The organism is Pseudomonas sp. SDO5522_S412 (assembly GCF_054071215.1).
This window is the reverse complement of sequence record NZ_JBSVWQ010000045.1, coordinates 17,188-36,920: the sequence shown is the minus strand read 5'-3', so window position 1 is coordinate 36,920 and position 19,733 is coordinate 17,188. Positions and strand designations below refer to the sequence as shown.

Here is a 19,733-nt window from a genome sequence, read left to right as displayed (position 1 = left end):
AGTCGCTGGATGTGCTGCTGACACACCGCATTCGCGAGCAAGCCCGCTCCCACATTTAACCGTGCCCGCTTGAAATTCGCTTGCCTGGACGCGCCCCAATCATCTTCGCCTGCCCATCCCGCTGCTTGCCCGTGCGCGCCTCGCTGATCAGGCCCGGAATCAACTTGCCCTCCGGCAGATTCTTCCAGAACCGGCTCGGCAAATGCCCTTCCATCACCTTCGGATTCAACCGCGCCGGGTTAAAGATATGGCTGTAGTACGTCAACCACATCGCACTGTGGGGATCCTCGACATTCTGCGCCAACGCCTGCCATTCCACCGGGCATTGCCGCTGGTGAATCAACTGCTCCCCGTCGTAATAAACCCCATCCAGGGGCGTGGCGATCATCCAACGATGACGCCCCATGCGCCCGACAAAATGCTGGCTGGCCACCTTCAAGATGTCGTGGGCCGGCTCATGCCACGCCACGTACTCCGGCAACTGCGGCCCCGCCTCTGCCGGCAATGCGATAAACCGCACAAACGCATGCAGGTGATGGGCCTCGCGCTGCACCTGCTTGATCCGCCGCTGCAATTCGCTGCCCAGCTTGTCCCCCGACATCATCGCCGTGCGGTCCCCATGGCTGACGCGCCACAGCACCTCATACAACAGGCTCCAGCGCTGTTCACCGTGATAACACGCGGCAGACTCCAGCAGCTCCAGCAGCGCCTTGGGAATCCGCGCCTGGAACGGCCCGCACTCGGCCGGGTACTGCTCGTCGGTGGCAAACAGGTCCGCCACCTCGGCCACGCCCCAACTCACGTGGCTGGGGTCGATCTGATGGCTGAGCAACCAGCGCGCCTGCTCGCGCCAGGTGCTGAACAGGTTGTCGCATTCCAGGCTGATCATCCCCACAGCCCCATTTGCTGCGGCTGCGGGCGGTCGCGCAGTTGTTCGCGCAGCAGCACGCTGGTGCTTTCCGCTTGCTGCGGGTGGTAGTCGCTGGTGATGAAAAACGGCTTGGCCTTGGTCAGCACACACCGCATGCGCGCCAGGTCTTCGAAGCGGATCTTGCGCTGGCGACGCAGGTCCACCAGCCGCTGGGTGGTGCGCAGGCCAATTCCGGGAATGCGCGCAATAAGCGTCGGCTCGGCCCGGTTCAAGTCCAGCGGGAACACCTCGCGGTGCTCCAGCGCCCAGGCCAGCTTGGGGTCGATATCCAGGGCCAGGTCGCCCGGCCCTTCAAACAGTTCATTGGCGCTGAACCCGTAGCTGCGCAACAGGAAATCCGCCTGGTACAAGCGGTGCTCGCGCATCAGCGGCGGCGCGGCCAGGGGCACGCTTTTCGGGCTGTTGGGGATCGGGCTGAACGCCGAGTAATACACCCGGCGCAGTTTGAAATTGCCGTACAACGCCTCGGCGCTGTGGAGGATGGTGCTGTCGTCGGTGTCATCGGCGCCGACGATCATCTGCGTGCTCTGCCCGGCCGGCGCGAAACGCGGCGCGCGGGGTTCGTTGAGCACCGTCTGCTCACCGGTATAGATGGTTTGCATGGCCTGCTTGATCGAGACGATCTGCTTCTCGGGCGCCAGGGTTTGCAGGCTCTTGTCCGTTGGCAACTCGATATTCACGCTGAGGCGATCGGCATACCGCCCCGCCTCGGCAATCAGTGCCGGGTCGGCTTCGGGAATGGTCTTGAGGTGGATGTAGCCGCGAAAGTCATGCTCTTCGCGCAGGAGTTTGGCGACCCGCACCAGCTGCTCCATGGTGTAGTCGGCCGAACGGATGATGCCGGAGCTGAGAAACAGCCCGCTGACGCAGTTGCGCCGGTAAAAGTCGAGGGTCAGGGTCACCACCTCCTCCGGGCTGAAGCGTGCACGGGGCACGTCGCTGGAGCGGCGGTTGACGCAGTATTGGCAATCGTAGAGGCAGAAGTTGGTCAGCAGCACCTTGAGCAACGACACGCAGCGACCGTCGGGCGTGTAGCTGTGGCAGATGCCCATGCCATCGGTGGAGCCCAGCCCCGCCTTGCCTTCCGAGCTGCGCTGGGGCGCGCCGCTGCTGGCGCAGGACGCGTCGTACTTAGCGGCGTCGGCGAGGATGCTGAGTTTTTCGATCAACTGCATGGGGCTTCTACCGATACTGGTTTTTTGTACAGTATCAGCAGCCGCCCCCGCGGTTCAAGTGCAGCCTGTCAGCTGGCGGTGGCCAGCAACACGTCCTGCACCGAACGGCTCTTGCCGCGGCTGCGGTCGTGTTCGTACAGCGACGCAGCAATCTCGTCGGCACGGATCGGCAGGATCGACAGCAAGGTATCGCTCAGGCCATGGCTGGCCTGGCTGAAGCCCTGCATGTAGATGCCGGCCTTGCAGCGCTCGTCGGTGACGATGCGGTAGTCGCGGCTGACTTCAAAGTCGCCCATATAGTCGGCCAACGGTGCGAGCAACTGACGATGCATCTGGCGCTCGTAACCGGTGGCCAGTACGACGGCATCGTAATGGTTGAGGCTGGTTTCGCCGGTGGCGTTGTTGCGCAGCGCCAACTCCACACCCAGCGGCCCGGCCGTGGCTTTTTCCACGGTGGTCAGGGTACGGAACGCGTGACGGGCAATGCCGGAAACTTTCTGGCGGTAGAAGATCCCGTAGATGCGCTCGATCAGGTCCAGGTCCACCACCGAATAGTTGGTGTTGTGGTACTCGTTGACCAGGCGCTCGCGTTCGCTGCCGTTCTGCTGGAACACCAGGTCGGTGAACTCCGGCGAGAACACTTCGTTGACGAACGGGCTGTCATCCGCAGGCTTGAGGGCCGAGCCGCGCAGGATCATGTCGACCTGCACCGACGGGAAGCTGTCGTTGAGGTCGATAAACGCCTCGGCTGCGCTCTGGCCACCACCGATGATCGCGATGCGCATCGGCTTGCCGTCGACACACGGTTGCTGAGCCATGCGTTCCAGGTACTGGGAGTGATGGAACACCCGACCGTCATCCTTGAGCGCCTTGAACGACGCCGGAATACGCGGCGTACCACCGGCGCTGACCACCACCGAGCGGGTGGTGCGCACGTGCTGTTCACCCTGGGCGTCCCGGGAAATCACCCACAGCGCCTCTACCTGCTGCTGATGCAGGATCGGCTCGATGGCCAGCACTTCCTCGCCGTAGCGGCTTTGCGCCTGGAACTGCCCGGAGACCCAGCGCAGGTAGTCGTTGTACTCCATGCGGCACGGATAGAAGGTACCCAGGTTGATGAAATCCACCAGGCGCCCGTGGGCCTTCAGGTAATTGACGAAGGAATAAGGGCTGGTGGGATTGCGCAGGGTCACCAGGTCCTTGAGGAAGGAAATCTGCAATTCACTCTGGGTGACCAGGGTGTTGCCGTGCCAGCGGTAGTCGGCCTGTTTGTCGAGGAACAGCACGTCCAGTTTGCCCTGGGCTTTCTCGCGTTCCTGCAGGGCGATGGCCAGCGCCAGGTTCGAAGGGCCGAACCCGATACCGATCAGGTCGTGAACGGCGGGCGATGCAATTGCCTGTGTCATTCCAGTGTCCTCTGGATAAGCCCCGTGGCAGTGGGGCGGGAAAGCCTCAGAGACCTGAAGGCACAGCAACAGGTCGTGTGTTGATAGGAGACGAGGACAATGAAATAAAATTTAGCTAACGCTGGAATCAGTGCGCATCCCACTCACGCATGCGCGCCCGGCAATGCTTCATGGCATTGACGATGTGTTTTTCCACCAGCGCGCGGGAAATACCCAGGCGCTCGGCGATTTGCAGGTGGGACAGGCCGTCGAGCTTGCGCAACAGGAAACTGTCACGGCAGAGCGCCGGCAGCTCGGCCAACGCGCGCTCAAGCATTTCCAGGCGCTGGCCGTGGTCCAGGCAGTGATGGGGCGAAGACAGCGAAAAACGCTCCTCGCTGTCGAGTACTTCCAGGGGTTCATCCTGGCGCAGGGCGTTGCGCCGATGACCGTCGATCACCAGGTTCAGCGCCGTGCGATAGAGAAACGCCCGGGGCTGCTCGATCGGGACCTCGCTGGCACGCCCCAGCACCCGCACATAAGCGTCATGCACCACATCTTCGGCCACCTGACGGTTGCCCAGCTTGGCGTTGAGGAAACACACCAGCTCGCGATAGTAGTTTTCCAACATGACTCCCGACCGCCTGTAGGCGGCATTAGGTCCTTTGAGTACGAAGATAACGGCCGATTCGATGATGGCAGTTTGAGGTGCGTGTAATTTATAGTAATTCTCATCTAGTTTTAAACAAGACTTGCAACGCCGGCCAATTATTTTGCCTGACACACCTGTAACGGCATATGTAACGGCCTAAATCCCCGGACAATTTCCTCGTCTACCTGTCAGCTTCCCGCTCCTGCGGGCCGATCTTTCCTGGCTGGAACTCTGCATGAAACGTCCTCGACCTGCCCGACGCGCCCTGCTTGTGGTCGCGTGCCTGATCCCCGTCATCGCTTTAGCTGCCTGGCAGGTCCTGCCGCCGGGCCGGGACAAGCTGGCGACCGTCACCGTGACCCGGGGCGATATCGAAAGCAGCGTCACGGCCCTGGGCACCCTGCAACCCCGGCGCTACGTCGACGTGGGCGCCCAGGCGTCCGGACAGATCCAGAAGATTCACGTCGAGGCCGGTGCCCAGGTCAAGGAAGGCCAATTGCTGGTAGAGATCGACCCCTCCACGCAAAAAGCCAAGCTCGACGCCAGCCGCTATGCCATCGAGAACCTGCAGGCCCAGTTGCAGGAGCAACGGGCCCAGCACGAACTGGCTCGCCAGAAGTACCAGCGCCAGCAACGCCTGGAAGCCGGTAACGCCACCCGGGAAGAAGACGTGCAAACTGCCAGGGCCGAACTGAGCGCCACCCAGGCGCGGGTCGAGATGTTCCTGGCGCAGATTCGCCAGGCCAAGGCCAGCCTGCGCAGTGACGAGGCAGAGTTGGGCTACACGCGCATTTATGCGCCAATGAGCGGCACCGTGGTCGCGGTGGACGCCCGGGAAGGCCAGACACTCAACGCCCAGCAGCAAACCCCGCTGATCCTGCGGATCGCCAAGCTTTCGCCGATGACTGTATGGGCCGAAGTTTCGGAAGCCGATATAGGCCATGTCAAACCCGGCATGACGGCCTACTTCACCACCCTGAGCGGCGGCAGCCGACGCTGGACCAGCACCGTGCGGCAGATTTTGCCGATCCCGCCCAAGCCGCTCAACGAAACCAGCCAGGGCGGTGGCAGCCCGAGCAGCGCCAGCAAAAGCGGCACCGGGCGAGTGGTGCTTTACACGGTGCTGCTGGACGTCGACAACACCGATAACGCCTTGATGGCGGAAATGACCACCCAGGTATTCTTCGTCGCCGGCCAGGCCAGGGACACCCTGACCGCGCCGGTCGCCGCCCTGCAAGGCAGCCTCGGCGGCGACAAACAGATCGCCCGCGTGGTGGCGAAAAACGGCAGCATCGAGCAACGCGAAATCCGCCTGGGCCTCAGCGACCGCCTGCGGGTCCAGGTGCTGGAAGGCCTGAACGAAGGCGATCACCTGCTGATCGGCCCGGCCGATGGCAGCGGAGGTTGAATGTCGACCCCACTGATCGAACTCAAGGGCATCCGCAAATCCTACGGCGGCGGCGACACGCCGCAGGTTGATGTGCTGCGCGGCATCGACCTGGCGATCCATGCCGGGGAATTCGTGGCGATTGTCGGCGCCTCCGGCTCCGGCAAATCCACGCTGATGAATATCCTCGGCTGCCTCGACCGCCCCACCGAGGGCGACTACCTGTTCGCCGGGGAAAACGTCGCCCGGCTCGACAGCGACGAACTCGCCTGGCTGCGCCGCGAGGCCTTCGGTTTCGTGTTCCAGGGCTATCACCTGATCCCTTCCGGCTCGGCCCAGGAAAACGTCGAGATGCCGGCGATCTATGCCGGCATCAGCGCCGCCGAACGCCATGCCCGCGCCAAGGCCCTGCTCACGCGCCTGGGCCTGGCCGAGCGCACCGGCAACCGCCCGCACCAGCTTTCCGGCGGCCAGCAACAGCGGGTGTCGATTGCCCGGGCGTTGATGAACGGCGGGCATATCATCCTCGCCGACGAACCCACCGGCGCCCTCGACAGCCACAGCGGCGCCGAGGTCATGACCCTGCTGGACGAACTGGCCAGCCAGGGCCACGTGGTCATCCTGATCACCCACGACCGCGAAGTCGCGGCGCGGGCCAATCGCATCATCGAGATCCGCGACGGGCTGATCATCAGCGACTCTGCCGACACCAGCGAGACGGCCCCCGTGGCGATCTCGGGCGCCTTGCAAGCCGTGGACCTGCGCCAGCGCCTGGCCGATGGCGCCGAGCACAACGGCGCCTGGAAAGCCGAGCTGCTGGATGCCGTGCAAGCCGCGTGGCGGGTGATGTGGATCAACCGTTTTCGCACGGCGCTGACGCTGCTGGGGATCATCATCGGCGTGGCGTCGGTGGTGGTGATGCTGGCGGTGGGCGAAGGCAGCAAACGCCAGGTGATGGCGCAGATGGGCGCTTTCGGCTCCAATATCCTCTACGTCAGCGGGTCGGCACCCAACCCGCGCACACCACCCGGCGTGATCACCCTCAACGACGTGGCCGCCCTGGCGGCCCTGCCTCAGGTCAAGCGCATCATGCCGGTGAACGGCGCAGAGGCCGGGGTGCGCTTTGGCAACGTCGACCATATGGCGTATGTCGGTGGCAATGACACCAATTTCCCGGCCATTTTCAACTGGCCAGTGGTCGAGGGGAGTTACTTCACCGAGGCCGACGAGCGCGCCGGAGCCACGGTGGCAGTGATCGGCAAACGGGTACGCGACAAGCTGTTCAAGGATGTGACCGACCCGATCGGGCAATACATCCTGATCGAAAACGTTCCATTCCAGGTGGTCGGTGTGCTCGCCGAAAAAGGCGCCAGCTCCGGCGACAAAGACAGCGACGACCGTATCGCCATCCCCTACTCTGCCGCCAGCGTGCGCTTGTTCGGCAGCTATAACCCCGAATACGTAGTGATTGCCGCCGCCGACGCGCGCAACGTGCACGACGCCGAACAGGCTATCAATCAGTTGTTGCTGCGCCTGCACAACGGCAAGCACGACTTTGAACTGACCAACAATGCCGCGATGATCCAGGCCGAGGCACGCACCCAGAATACCTTGTCGCTGATGCTCGGCTCGATTGCCGCGATTTCGCTGCTGGTGGGAGGTATCGGGGTGATGAATATCATGCTGATGACCGTACGTGAACGCACCCGGGAAATCGGTATTCGCATGGCCACCGGGGCGCGGCAGCGGGACATCCTGCGCCAGTTCCTCACTGAAGCGGTGATGCTCTCTGTGGTCGGCGGCGTCACCGGCATCGGCCTGGCCCTGCTGGTGGGCGGCGTGCTGATCCTCAGCAACGTGGCCGTCGCGTTCTCGATTCCGGCCGCCGTGGGGGCCTTCTTCTGCGCCCTGGTCACCGGCGTTATCTTCGGTTTCATGCCGGCCCGCAAAGCCGCTCGACTTGACCCGGTCAAGGCCCTTACCAGTGAATGATCGCCCTATGAAAGTGTCCCTGACCCTCCTCGCCACCAGCCTGCTGCTGGCCGCCTGCAGCAGCCCCGCACCGCGTCCGGACGCAGGCATGCAAACACCGCCCGCCTGGCACAGTGCAAACGACGCAACGGCGCTGCGGGACAACCAGCAATGGTGGACAAGCTTCGACAGCCCCCAGCTCAACCAACTGATCGAACGGGCCCGCAGAGGCAGTTACGACCTGGCCAGCGCCATGGCCCGGGTGCGCCAGGCCCAGGCCAGCGCAGTGATAGCCGGCGCACCGTTGCTGCCTGAACTCACCGGCGCGTTCAATGCAAACCGCCAGAAGCTGCTGCGGGGCAAGGGCTACAGCCAGCTGGATACCACCAGCAGCAACAAGGCCGTGGATTACTTCGATGCGCGCCTGAGCGCCACTTACGAAATTGATTTCTGGGGTGGCAAGCGCGCCGCCCGGGACAGCGCCGTGGAAGAGGTGCGCGCCAGCGAGTTCGACCAGGCCACCGTGGAACTGACCCTGCTCAGCGGTGTTGCGACCAGCTATACCCAGTGGCTGTCATTGCGTGAGCAACTGCGCATCGCCCAACTCAACCTGGACAACGCCCAAAACGTGTTGAAGCTGGTGCAGACTCGCCACGATGCAGGCTCCGCCACCGCCCTGGAACTGGCCCAGCAAAAAAGCCTCGTGGCCGCACAACAACGCCAACTGCCGCTGGCACAGCAACAGGCCGACGAGGCCTTGATCAGCCTCGCGGCACTGCTGGGCACACCGGTGCAGGACCTGCACCTGGCCCCGCAACCCTTTGCACAACTGAACTGGCCGAGCATCACCGCCGGCGTGCCCAGCCAACTGCTCAGTCGCCGTCCCGACATCGCCAGTGCCGAGGCCCGGCTGGCAGCAGCCCAGGCAGACGTCACCGTCGCCCGGGCAGCCATGTTGCCCACCCTCGCCCTCAGTGCCGACCTTGGCTCGGGTGCCAACAAGCTCGCCGACGTAGTGCGCAGCCCGTTCTACAACCTCACTTCCGGCCTGGTCGCACCGATCTTCAACAATGGCCGCCTGAGCGCCGAGCGGGACAAGGCCCGGGCGCGTCAGGATGAGCTGCTGCAGACGTACCGGGGAGCGATCATCAATGGCTTTGCCGATGTGGAAAAAGCCCTGAGCAGCATTCGCGGGCTGGATGCGCAGCGTCAGTGGCAGAGTGAGGAACTGAGGGAGGCGCAGACTGCCTTCGAGATTGCCCAGAGTCGCTATGAAGCCGGTGCGGAGGACTTGCTGACGGTGCTGGAGACGCAGCGCACGTTATATGCGGCGCAGGACATGAATGTGCAATTACGCCGATCGCGGCTGAACGCAAGCATTGCATTGTATAAGGCACTGGGGGGCGGCTGGCAGGTGCCAGCAAGCACAATCAACTGAATGAAAGCCGGGCTTGCCCGGCCCCCACCGTTGAGCGGCGCGCTTTAGAGCACCCGCTCCTTGACCTTCAAATGCCGCGCATACCAGGGACGCTTCGGCACCTTGCGAAACAGCCCGGCCAGCCTGTCCTCATCCGCCCCGAAGGTAATCCGCAGCGCCAGCTTCATGGTCTCCGGGTCCATCTCCATCGACTTGCCCCTCTGCAACCCCGGCGTGGTGCTGCAACCATGGGTGTCCGGCCCCAGCCACGGGTCATCCACCTCCACCCAGCGCCCCGGCGCAAACCAGGGCACGCCGTTGACCTCCAGCCGGCTCACTTCACCCGGATGAAAACGCTCGTGGGCACGAAACCAATCCTCGATGCGGTCATCGATCCAACCATGAAAACGCCAGAACACCGGATTCACGTGAGAAGAAAACGGATCTCCAAGGAAGTCATTCTCTGCCACGTACCAACGCGCGGCAAAGTCAGCCGGGTCCCGTGCAAAAGGCACCGGCGCGCCGTTGGACGGGTCCCGCGGCACCGAGGCCCAGCGCATATGCAGCCAGTCGTGCAGGCCCAGCTCCACCTCCGAGCCGAACTGCCCCAAGGTGAGTTTCGCCAGGTAGCGCGGGTCGCGGTACTGCGACTCCCAGACCTCAAAGTTACTGTGGTAAGTCTCGGCCGCCTTGATATCGCTGACCCACTGGGTATACGCACTGTCATTCGCCGCCATCCAGGTAGGCGGCAACGCGAAACCGTCATGATTGTCGAAATAACGCACAAATCCCTGGCGATCACGCTCCAGCCCCGGCTGTGGCTGAGGGAAGTACGTCCACGATGGCAAGTCCTGCATCGAACGTGCGGCGCCCAGCATGTGCCGATGCATGAAAAAGAAGTCGATACCCGAACCGTTGCGATCCTTGCGCGGCCCCCGTGCATCGCGCTCCCGGTCACGCGGACCAGGCTGCCAGCCGATCCCCCGCAAGGCATTACGCTTGTCTTCGGAGAGTTTGTGCCACTGGTCACGGGAAGCGTGCCAGAGCTGGTGAAACAGGCGATGTTCGGGAGCAATCAACCAGGCCAATAGAACCGGGTTGAGACCGATGCGCTCACGCGCCTCGGGAAACAGCCGCTTGGTGGCGACAAAATGATTGTCCCGTTCGAGCAGGGCCAATGGGCGGTCCAGGCTGAGGATCTGCCCGCTCAAGGTGCCGCTGCCGGCGTTACCGAATTCGGCCCAGACTTCATCAAGGGTCATTGTGAACTCGTAGGCTGGAGCCCCGTCCACGGCATCGCGGTCGATCAGGCGCCAGTACAGATGCGCCCCGTCTCCGGGAGTCAGGTCACCCAACACACGATAGCGCGGCTCGCCGTCGGCACGCAGTTGTTCGCCAGTGTCGAGGTAGCCCCGCAGGCCACGCCCACGTGGGGCAACGTCGAGGAGCAATTCCAGGCCCTCCAGGGGCAGGCCTTTCAGGCCGGCATCGCGGCCTGCCAACTGCACATGCCAAACGCCACGCAGGCTGTCCGCCAAATGCTGGCCGGCGGTGTCTGCCAGATCCACCGTGGCTTCGCCCGGGGTAATCGGAAACTCTTCACGCGTCAGCTCGCGATGGGCATAAAAGGCCGCAGGCACTGCAGCGCCAGTCAGCGCCAGGCCGGCGATGAACCCTCGTCGAGAAATCGTCATTGCTTTACCTGTGTCAGCCATCAAGCAGGCTTTATCCAAGCTAGAACGTTCGCTGACAGGGGAAATTTAGCACCGCGCCTCCCAGGCTTAAATTTTCCCGCCCATCGCTCGTTCATCCCAGATAGCAAAGGCCTCAACTGACTGAGATGGCAATGACAAAACCACGTTCGAAAAAGGCGTTGTACTTCGGCCTGCCGCTGGTCCTGGCCATTGGCGCCGGGGCCGGGTTCCTGGCTTGGGACCATTGGTTCAGGGGCAATGCCGGGTACCCGTTGGCGGTAATCAAGCAGGCCAATGAGATGCAGGACCGCCTGCTGTCGTTCGACAGTCACATCACCGTGCCGCTCAACTTTGGTACCGCCGGTAACGAAGCCGACAAGGACGGCAGCGGCCAGTTCGACCTGGCCAAGGCCAGCCGGGGGCGCCTGTCGGGTGCAGCCCTGACGATTTTCGGCTGGCCGGAAATGTGGAACGGCCCCAATGCGCCCCACAAGCCCACCACGGGTTTCGTCGAAGAAGCCCGCCACCAGCAGGAGACTCGCTACAAGATCATCTCCGGCATGGTTCGCGACTTCCCCAACCAAGTGGGCATTGCCTACACCCCGGATGATTTCCGGCGTCTGCATGGCGAAGGCAAGTTTGCGATCTTTATCAGCATGCTCAACGCCTACCCGCTGGGTGATGACCTTAATCAGTTGAACCTGTGGACCGCGCGCGGCATGCGCATGTTCGGCTTCAGCTACATCGGCAACAACGCCTGGTCGGACTCGTCACGCCCACTGCCGTTTTTCAATGACTCACCCGATGCCCTCGACGGCCTCTCGGATATCGGCAAGCAAGCCGTGCATCGCCTCAATGACCTGGGGGTAATCATTGATGTCTCGCAGATGTCCACCAAGGCCCTGGAGCAAGTTGCGCAACTGAGCCGCACACCGATGGTGGCCTCCCACTCGGCGCCACGGGCGTCGGTGGACATACCACGCAACCTCAGCGACAAGGAACTGCAACTGATCAAGAACAGCGGCGGTGTCGTTCAGGTGGTGGGCTTCCCAGCTTACCTGCGCCCCCTCAGCCAGCCCACCCAGGACAAACTCAACGCGTTGCGCGCGCGCTTCGACCTGCCGCCACTGCCCAACCTGGCCGTAGCCCTGATGCCCGGCGACCCGATCATCTCGGCCTGGCCAGAACAAAAGTTTGGCCAATACGCCAGTGCTCTGTACGCCATCCTCGAAGAAGAACCCAAGGCCACCCTCAAGGACTTGGGCGATGCCATCGATTACACCGTGCGCAAGGTTGGCATCGACCACGTCGGCATCGCCTCGGACTTCAACGACGGCGGCGGCCTCAAGGGCTGGGAGAACGTCGGCGAAGTGCGCAACGTGACTGCGGAACTGATCCAGCGCGGCTACTCCGAAGCCGATATCGCCAAGCTCTGGGGAGGCAACTTCCTGCGGGTCTGGGACCAGGTACAAAAAGCTGCCAAGCCATTGGCCAACCGCTGAACCACCCTCAATGAATGAAGTGAATTCATGACCGACCGCCGTACGTTTCTCAAGCAGGCCGGGCTTCTTGCCGCGAGCCTGCCGCTGGGCACTGCCATCATCCCCCAGGCACTGGCAGGCAATGCGGCACCACCTGGCGACCCTTGGGCAGGCTTTCGCCAACTGTTTACCCAGGACCCGGACTACCTGCACTTTTCGAATTTCCTGGTGGCCTCGCACCCCAAGCCGGTGCGTGAGGCCATCGAGCGCTACCGCGCGCAGATCGACCGCAACCCCGGCCTGGCCATGGATTGGGACCTGCAAGAGACATGGAAGCGTGAAGGCCAGGTGCGCGAATGGGCCGGCCGCTACCTGAATGCCAGGCCCGGCCAGATAGCCCTGACCGGCAGCACCTCCGAAGGCCTGGCGATGATTTACGGCGGGATCCAGGTACGCCCCGACCAGGAAATCCTCACCACTGTTCACGAACATTACGCCACCGCCTACAGCCTCGATTTCCGGGTACGCAAGGAAGGCACCCAGGTACGCAAGATCAAATTGTTCGAGAGCGCCCATTCGGTGTCCGTCGATGAAGTGCTCGGTTCTATCGAGCGCAATATCCGCCCCAATACCCGTGTGCTCGGCATGACCTGGGTGCAATCCGGCAGCGGCGTCAAGCTGCCGATCGGCGCGATCGGCAAGCTGGTGGATGAACACAACCGCAACCGTGACGACAAGGACCGCATCCTCTACGTGGTCGATGGTGTGCATGGGTTTGGCGTCGAGAACCTCGACTTCCCGGACATGCATTGCGACTTTTTCATTGCCGGCACCCACAAGTGGATGTTCGGCCCGCGGGGCACCGGGATCATTTGCGCCCGCTCGGAACAGAACACCGACGTGACACCGATGGTGCCGACCTTCTCCGAAGACACCAACTTCGCCACCACCATGACACCCGGCGGCTACCACGCCTTTGAACATCGCTGGGCTGCGGATGAAGCCTTCAAACTGCACTTGCAGTTGGGCAAGCCGCAGGTACAGGCACGCATTCATCAGCTCAACGACGAACTGAAGACCCAACTGCTGGCGCACTCGAAGATAGAGCTGGTGACACCCCGCAGCAGCGAGTTGTCGGCAGGCTTCACCTTCTTCCGGGTCAACGGCCAGGACAGCCGCGACGTGGCCGCCCACATGATGAAAAACCGGGTAGTGATCGACTCGGTATATCGGGACGCCGGCCCGGTGATTCGCACTTCCCCGGGCCTGCTCAACACATCGGCCGAGATCCAGCGCTTCATGACGTTGCTGAGCCAACGGTTGTGACGCCTCTTTTTCATTTCAGCGAGATGCTCCCATGAACCATCACCCGCACCTGAAACCGCTGGCCGCAGTGATTCTGACAACACTGTGCAGTGCCCTGCTACCGGGGCTGGCCCAGGCGGCCACGCCGACACCCGGTAAAGTGTTCAAGGACTGCAAGGACTGCCCGGAAATGGTCGTGTTGCCCGCCGGTACGTTCACTATGGGCACCCCGGAAGACGAAGTGGGCCGCGAGCCTGATGAAGGCCCGATGCACCCGGTCACCTTTGCCAGGCCCTTCGCCATGAGCCGCTTCCAGGTCACCGCCGGCGAGTGGGACAGCTATGTACGCCAGTCCGGGGTCAAGATTGCCAATGGCGATGAACGACCCGGCCGCGAGTGCGTCGCCAGCAAGCCGCGCTACCCCCAGGGACCGCGCCAACCTGCCGTGTGCATGGACTTCGAGGATGTGCAGAACTACGTCGCCTGGCTATCGAAGAAAACCGGCCATCACTACCAGATGGTCAGTGAAGCCCAACGTGAATACGCCGCCCGCGCCGGCTCCACCGGCCCGTTCCCCTTCCCGTTCGACGAGGGCAAGGGCTACAGCATTGCCCAGCATGCCAACACCTACGGCCCGGCGGATGGCTACAGCTACTCGTCCCCGGTGGGCAGCTACCCGCCCAACGCGTTCGGCATGTACGACATGCACGGCAACGTCTACGAGTGGACAGCCGATTGCTACAACGATGATTACGTCGGCGCCCCAAGCGACGGCAGCGCCTGGCTGACCGGTAAATGCCAGTTCAGACGCATCCGCGGCAACGACTGGGGTGAAGCCCCCGTGTTCTCCCGCTCCGGCAACCGCAATGCGTTGGTACCGGACAACCGCGGCGACTGGATCGGCTTTCGCGTCGTGCGGGACCTGTAAGGCAGCCAGCCCTCTAAATTAACCCTCCTCCCAGTCGTTTTACAGGTGTGTGTGACCCGTCATGCAACGCATTGCGGCGCACCACCGCCCTCTATGCCACCCAGGCCGAGCCCGCGACCGAAGCCGGGCCCGGCCGATCTTCAAGCAGGGAACCTCCATGAGCAAACCAACACGTGGGGTGATCAATGAATTGTTCACCCTGCTCAAACCCTTTCGGCTGATCGTTGTCGGCTCCATTCTGCTCGGCATGGTCGGCGGCCTCAGCGTCACGGTATTGCTGGCGACCATCAATACCGTGCTGCACGCCGACAACGGCCTGACCAACACCGTGGTCGGCGCCTTTGCCGGCCTCTGCCTGCTGGCACTGGTCAGTTCGATCTTTTCCGATATCGGCACCAATTATGTGGGGCAAAAGATCATCGCCCGGCTGCGCAAGGAGCTTGGGGAAAAAGTCCTGTCGGCGCCCATCGAACAGATTGAGCGCTACCGCAGCCACCGCCTGATCCCGGTGCTCACCCACGACGTCGACACCATCAGCGATTTCGCGTTCGCCTTCGCCCCGCTGGCCATTTCGCTGACCGTCACCCTTGGCTGCATGGGTTACCTGGCGATGCTGTCATGGCCGATGTTCTTGATCATGGTGGTCGCGATCATCATCGGCACGGTCGTCCAGTACATCGCCCGGGGCCGGGGAATCAAAGGCTTCATGGAGGCCCGCGACGCCGAAGACGAACTGCAGAAACACTACAATTCCATCGCCGAGGGCGCCAAGGAGTTGCGCATCCATCGTCCGCGCAGGCACCGCATGTTTGTGTCGGGGATAGAAAGCACCGCCGACAAAATCTGCGACACACAAATTCGTTCGGTGAATATTTTCGTCGTCGCCAAGACCCTCGGCTCCATGCTGTTTTTCGTGGTCATCGGGCTGGCACTCGCCCTGCAATCACTGTGGCCGAGTGCCGACAAATCAGTGATGAGCGGCTTTGTGCTGGTGCTGCTGTACATGAAAGGGCCGCTGGAGCATCTGATTGGCACCCTGCCAATCGTCAGCCGCGCGCAGATCGCATTCCGCCGTATCGCCGCGCTGTCGGAGCAGTTTTCCTCGCCCGAACCCCACCTGCTGCTCAGCGACCAAGGCAACCAGAGTACGCCGGTGCACAGCCTGGAATTGACGGACGTGTCCTACAGTTTCCCCGCCACCGAAGGCAGCGCACCGTTTCGCCTGGGCCCGGTCAACCTGAAGATCGAGCAAGGCGACATCATCTTCATTGTCGGCGAAAACGGTTGCGGCAAGACCACCCTGATCAAGCTGCTGCTAGGCCTGTACGCCCCGCAGCAGGGAGAAATCCGCCTCAACGGGCAGCCCGTGACGGCAGTGACACGTGACGACTATCGCCAGTTGTTCACCACGATCTTCGCTGACTACTACCTGTTCGACGACGTGGTGCAGGGCGATACCCATATTCCCGAAGATGCCAACCAATACCTGCAGCGCCTGGAAATCGGCCACAAGGTCAGCGTGCGTGACGGTTCGTTCACCACCACCGACCTGTCCACCGGCCAGCGCAAGCGCCTGGCGCTGGTCAATGCATGGCTGGAGGAACGCCCGGTGCTGGTGTTTGACGAATGGGCCGCAGACCAGGACCCGACGTTCCGGCGGATTTTCTACACCGAGTTGCTGCCGGATCTCAAGCGCCTGGGCAAAACCATCATCGTGATTTCCCACGACGATCGTTACTTCGACATTGCCGACCAACTGGTGCGCATGGAAGCCGGGAAAGTAGCCACCGAACTGCAACCGGCATGAATAAGTTAGATTCTCATTCTGGTTTTTTCGGCCTCGTGCGTCTAATTAAGAATCGCTAACAACTACGCAACCATTAAAACCAGTAAGAGTGAGCACAATGTCAGCAATTGCGGGGATTCCACGTTTTACCAAAGCCTTGTTCATGCGCCGTATGCTGCAGCCGGGCTTCAGCGCCACCGCGTTCAGCATGGCGCTGGCGTTGCCGTTCAGTGCGCAGGTTCAGGCCCAGGAGATCAACTTCAATATCCCGGCACAATCACTGGCAAGCGCCCTGCAGGCGCTGGGCACCCAGTCGAACATGCAAGTGCTGTACAGCGCCGATGATGTAAAGGGCCAGCACAGCCAGCCGGTGAGCGGCCGGTTGTCGCCTGAACAGGCGTTGTCGCAGATGCTGGTGGGGACCGGCGCTGTGTTCACCGTTCAAGCCAACACCGTCACCGTACGTGCCCGGGCAACGGGTGATTCACTGGAGCTGGGTGCCACCACCATCAGTGGCCAGGCTGTTGAATCGGCCTACGGCCCCGTGGACGGCTACGTTGCCACCCGCAGCGCCACCGGCACCAAGACCGATACGCCCCTCCTGGAAATCCCGCAAACCGTCAACGTGGTCACCGCTAAACAGATCGAAACCCAGGGCGCACTCAACCTGACCCAGGCCTTGCGCTACACGCCAGGCCTGAACACCGGCGGCTTCACCGACCGCAATGCGATCGCCGACGAAATCACCAGCCGTGGCTTCGCCCCTACCCAGCTGTACCTGGACGGCGCTTACTTGCCCTATGCCGGCAGCCTCGGCGGCGCCCCGCAAATCGATCCGTATACCCTGGAGCGCATCGAAGTGCTCAAGGGCCCATCGTCGGTGCTCTTTGGCCAGAACCAGCCGGGCGGCCTGATCAACATGGTCTCCAAGCGACCGACCACCGAACAACGCAGCGAGGTCAAGATCGGTGCCGGCAGCTACAACCGGGTCAACGGCGCATTCGACACCAGCGGCCCGCTCGACGATCAGAAAGAGTTCAGCTATCGCATCGTCGGCGTCGCGAAGAAAGGCAACCAGCAGGTCGATCATACCCACAGCGAACGCATGCTGCTGGCACCCAGCCTGACCTGGGCCCCGAACGACGACACATCCCTGACCGTACTGGCGCAGATCCAGCGGGACCGAGGCCTGGAAGACTATCAGGCGTTGCCAATGATCGGCTCTCTCGAGCGCGGCCCCAACGGCAAACGCATCGACCGCAACTTCTTCTCCGGCGACTCGAAATACAACGACTACAAACGTGACCAGTTCATCCTGGGCTACGACTTGACCCACAGCTTCAGCGAAAACCTGAAAGGTCGCTCCACCGCCCGCTACACCGACGTACGCGACGACTACAAAGGCTTCTACCTGCGCAGCTTCGTCACCGATGCAGTCACCGGCGCGGTCGACCAGACCCGGGCCAACCGTGTCAAACTCGACTGGCGCCAGCACAACACCGCCTACACCATCGATAACAACCTGGAATACAAATTCAACACCGGCGCGCTGGAGCACACCACCCTGGTCGGCCTGGACTATCGCAACTTCAACCGCAAATACACCGGCTACAACGCCTACAACGTACTGCCGATCAACCTCTACGGTGAAAACAACAACTACGACACCAGCAGCCTGACCCCGGAAAAAACCACCAAGTGGGACAACACCGTGCGCCAGACCGGCGTCTACCTGCAGGACCAGATCAAACTGGACAAGTGGATCCTGACCATTGGTGGCCGTCAGGACTGGGCTGAAGTTGAAAACAAGGACCTGATTGCAAACTCCATCACCGAACAGCGTGACAACAAGTTCACCGGCCGTGTCGGCCTGACCTATGTCACCGACTTCGGGCTGGCGCCGTACGTCAGCTACTCCGAATCCTTCCTGCCGACCGTTGGCACTACCGCGCCCGAACGTGGCGGCAAGGCCTTCGCGCCGACCGAAGGCGAACAGTACGAAGTGGGTGTGAAGTACCAGCCGTTCGAGAAGACGCTGATCACGGCTTCCGTGTACCAGATCAAGCAGAAAAACGTGTTGAGCCAGGATAACGAGTACACCCAGTACTCGGTCCAGCAAGGCCAGGTTCGCTCCCGCGGTGTTGAACTGGAAGTCAAATCGACGATTGCCAACGTCGACGTACTGGCTGCTGCGTCCTACCTCGACGCGTTCTACATCAAGAACAACTACGGCAACACCGGTAACCGCACCGAGCAACAGGCTCCGGTTTCGGCATCGCTGTGGGTTGACTACCACTTCACCCAGGCGGTGCTCAATGGCCTGACCTTCGGTGCCGGCGCCCGCTACACCGGCCCCAAACCCGGTGATGCTGCCAACTCGTTCGAGGTCCCGGGCTTTGTGGTCTATGACACCACCGTCAGCTACGACCTGAGCAAGGTATCGCCAAGCCTGCGTGGCGTGGAGACCAGCCTGAACGTGCAGAACGTGTTCAACCGCGAGTACGTGTCCCACTGCAACTACTCGTTCGGCTGCTACTACGGCCAGGAACGCGTCGCCTCGGTTGACGTGACGTACAACTTCTAGCCGACACCCACAAAAAAACCGGGCCTGGCCCGGTTTTTTTGTGCCTGTTCTCAAGCTGCCAGCGCGGCTCGCAATGCCTGGGTCAATTGAGCGTACACCTCGTCGATATCCGGCACCACGCTCTGCAGGCGCAGGAAATCGTGAATCAACCCGGCGTACTCGATCACTTCCACCGCCACCCCCTGTTCCTGCAACCGTCGGGCATAGGCACGCCCTTCATCCAGCAGCGGGTCATGACCGGCCAACGCAATCAGCGCCGGTGGCATGCCCGGGTACCCCGGCGCCAGTAACGGCGAGAAGCGCCAGTCAAGACGATCCGCCGCCTCCCGGGCGTAATGCCGGTAGAACCATTCCAGTGTCTCGGTCTCCAGCAGATAGCCCTCGCCGAACAGCTCGGTCGACGGGCTATTGGTAGAAGCGTCCGTCACCGGATAGCACAGCAGTTGCCAGCAGGGTTTAATTGCCAGCGTCGCGGGCTCGAGCACCGACTGCAACGCCAGCACCGTCGCCAGCGTGGCCCCCACACTGTCGCCACCGAAAGCCACGCGGGTGAGGTCCAGGCCTTCGGCTGCAGCGTTATCGGCCAGCCAGGCCATGGCATCGGCGCCATCGTTCAGCGGCGTCGGGAACCTGTGCTCCGGCGCCAGTCGATAACCCACTGAAACCACCGCACACGGAGTTCTGGCGCAGAATTCGCGGCACACCCCGTCATGGGATTCCAGGCTGCCGACCACGTAGCCACCGCCATGGAAGTACACCAGCACCGGCAGGCTCTGCGCCGAAACGTCAGCGGGACGGTACACACGCAACGCCAGCGTCGCGCCATCGCGTGCCGTGAATTCGATGTGGCTGCAGCGCACCTGCGCAGGCGCCTGCCAGCGCAGTTGCGCGGTGGTGCGCTCGAACGCCTCACGAGCTTGGGCGGGCGTTGACAGGTGAAACGGCCCAGGACCGTCCGCCTGGCTTTCTTGCGCCAGGTCGAGGAAGGCATTGAGTTCCGGATGCAAGGACATCGCAGGTTTCCTTATGAAAAAGCC

14 protein-coding genes are annotated in these 19,733 nt (G+C 62.4%); 8 read left to right on the top strand and 6 right to left on the bottom strand.

Annotated elements, in window-relative coordinates; genetic code table 11:
• Positions 1–55: 55 nt before the first annotated feature.
• The 4 genes from ACW9I6_RS12760 to ACW9I6_RS12745 form a co-directional block, all read right to left on the bottom strand.
• Entirely contained in the window at positions 56–889 is an 834-nt protein-coding gene (locus ACW9I6_RS12760; protein WP_003208569.1) for a TIGR03915 family putative DNA repair protein, read from the bottom strand.
• On the bottom strand, positions 886–2,106 hold the full coding sequence (locus tag ACW9I6_RS12755) for a putative DNA modification/repair radical SAM protein (RefSeq protein ID WP_177021070.1): 1,221 nt from the start codon (positions 2,104–2,106) through the stop codon (positions 886–888). The genes ACW9I6_RS12760 and ACW9I6_RS12755 overlap by 4 nt, the downstream gene beginning before the upstream one ends.
• Positions 2,107–2,174: 68 nt before the next feature.
• Entirely contained in the window at positions 2,175–3,512 is a 1,338-nt protein-coding gene (locus ACW9I6_RS12750; protein WP_457339388.1) for a lysine N(6)-hydroxylase/L-ornithine N(5)-oxygenase family protein, read from the bottom strand.
• A 127-nt stretch (positions 3,513–3,639) separates the two neighbouring features.
• Complete coding sequence (locus tag ACW9I6_RS12745) at positions 3,640–4,122, bottom strand: sigma-70 family RNA polymerase sigma factor (protein WP_032899291.1); 483 nt, start codon at positions 4,120–4,122, stop codon at positions 3,640–3,642.
• 256 nt (positions 4,123–4,378) lie between these two features.
• Between ACW9I6_RS12745 and ACW9I6_RS12740 the strand changes: the two genes are divergently transcribed.
• The 3 genes from ACW9I6_RS12740 to ACW9I6_RS12730 are packed head-to-tail and all read left to right on the top strand — an operon-like array spanning position 4,379 to position 8,939.
• Positions 4,379–5,551 carry an efflux RND transporter periplasmic adaptor subunit gene (locus ACW9I6_RS12740; RefSeq protein ID WP_457339387.1) on the top strand — a complete coding sequence of 391 codons (1,173 nt, stop codon included), beginning with the start codon at positions 4,379–4,381 and terminating at the stop codon, positions 5,549–5,551.
• Positions 5,552–7,522 (top strand): MacB family efflux pump subunit, encoded by a 1,971-nt coding sequence (locus tag ACW9I6_RS12735; protein WP_457339386.1) that lies wholly within the window; start codon positions 5,552–5,554, stop codon positions 7,520–7,522. It begins immediately after the preceding gene.
• A gap of 7 nt (positions 7,523–7,529) precedes the next feature.
• The gene (locus tag ACW9I6_RS12730) at positions 7,530–8,939 is read left to right on the top strand and encodes an efflux transporter outer membrane subunit (RefSeq protein ID WP_457339385.1); all 1,410 of its coding nucleotides are present in this window, start codon (positions 7,530–7,532) and stop codon (positions 8,937–8,939) included.
• 44 nt (positions 8,940–8,983) lie between these two features.
• On the opposite strand, the gene pvdP is transcribed toward ACW9I6_RS12730, so the two are convergent.
• Positions 8,984–10,612, bottom strand: a complete 1,629-nt coding sequence (gene pvdP / locus ACW9I6_RS12725; RefSeq protein WP_457339384.1) for a pyoverdine maturation tyrosinase PvdP — start codon at positions 10,610–10,612, stop codon at positions 8,984–8,986.
• A 152-nt stretch (positions 10,613–10,764) separates the two neighbouring features.
• Here pvdP and pvdM point away from each other — a divergent pair, with 152 nt between their 5' ends.
• The 5 genes from pvdM to ACW9I6_RS12700 all read left to right on the top strand — a co-directional run bounded on the left by pvdM (position 10,765) and on the right by ACW9I6_RS12700 (position 18,696).
• Positions 10,765–12,114 (top strand): pyoverdine-tailoring dipeptidase-like protein PvdM, encoded by a 1,350-nt coding sequence (gene pvdM / locus ACW9I6_RS12720; RefSeq protein WP_457339383.1) that lies wholly within the window; start codon positions 10,765–10,767, stop codon positions 12,112–12,114.
• Between the two features lie 27 nt (positions 12,115–12,141).
• Positions 12,142–13,419 carry a pyoverdine-tailoring periplasmic protein PvdN gene (gene pvdN / locus ACW9I6_RS12715; RefSeq protein ID WP_003208551.1) on the top strand — a complete coding sequence of 426 codons (1,278 nt, stop codon included), beginning with the start codon at positions 12,142–12,144 and terminating at the stop codon, positions 13,417–13,419.
• 31 nt (positions 13,420–13,450) lie between these two features.
• Positions 13,451–14,326, top strand: coding sequence for a dihydropyoverdine dehydrogenase (pvdO, locus tag ACW9I6_RS12710; RefSeq protein ID WP_003208550.1), 876 nt, complete (start codon positions 13,451–13,453; stop codon positions 14,324–14,326).
• 157 nt (positions 14,327–14,483) lie between these two features.
• Positions 14,484–16,133, top strand: coding sequence for a cyclic peptide export ABC transporter (locus ACW9I6_RS12705; protein WP_003208548.1), 1,650 nt, complete (start codon positions 14,484–14,486; stop codon positions 16,131–16,133).
• 97 nt (positions 16,134–16,230) lie between these two features.
• Complete coding sequence (locus ACW9I6_RS12700) at positions 16,231–18,696, top strand: TonB-dependent siderophore receptor (protein ID WP_003208546.1); 2,466 nt, start codon at positions 16,231–16,233, stop codon at positions 18,694–18,696.
• Between the two features lie 50 nt (positions 18,697–18,746).
• On the opposite strand, the gene ACW9I6_RS12695 is transcribed toward ACW9I6_RS12700, so the two are convergent.
• Positions 18,747–19,709 (bottom strand): alpha/beta hydrolase fold domain-containing protein, encoded by a 963-nt coding sequence (locus ACW9I6_RS12695; RefSeq protein ID WP_457339382.1) that lies wholly within the window; start codon positions 19,707–19,709, stop codon positions 18,747–18,749.
• Positions 19,710–19,733 lie beyond the last annotated feature (24 nt).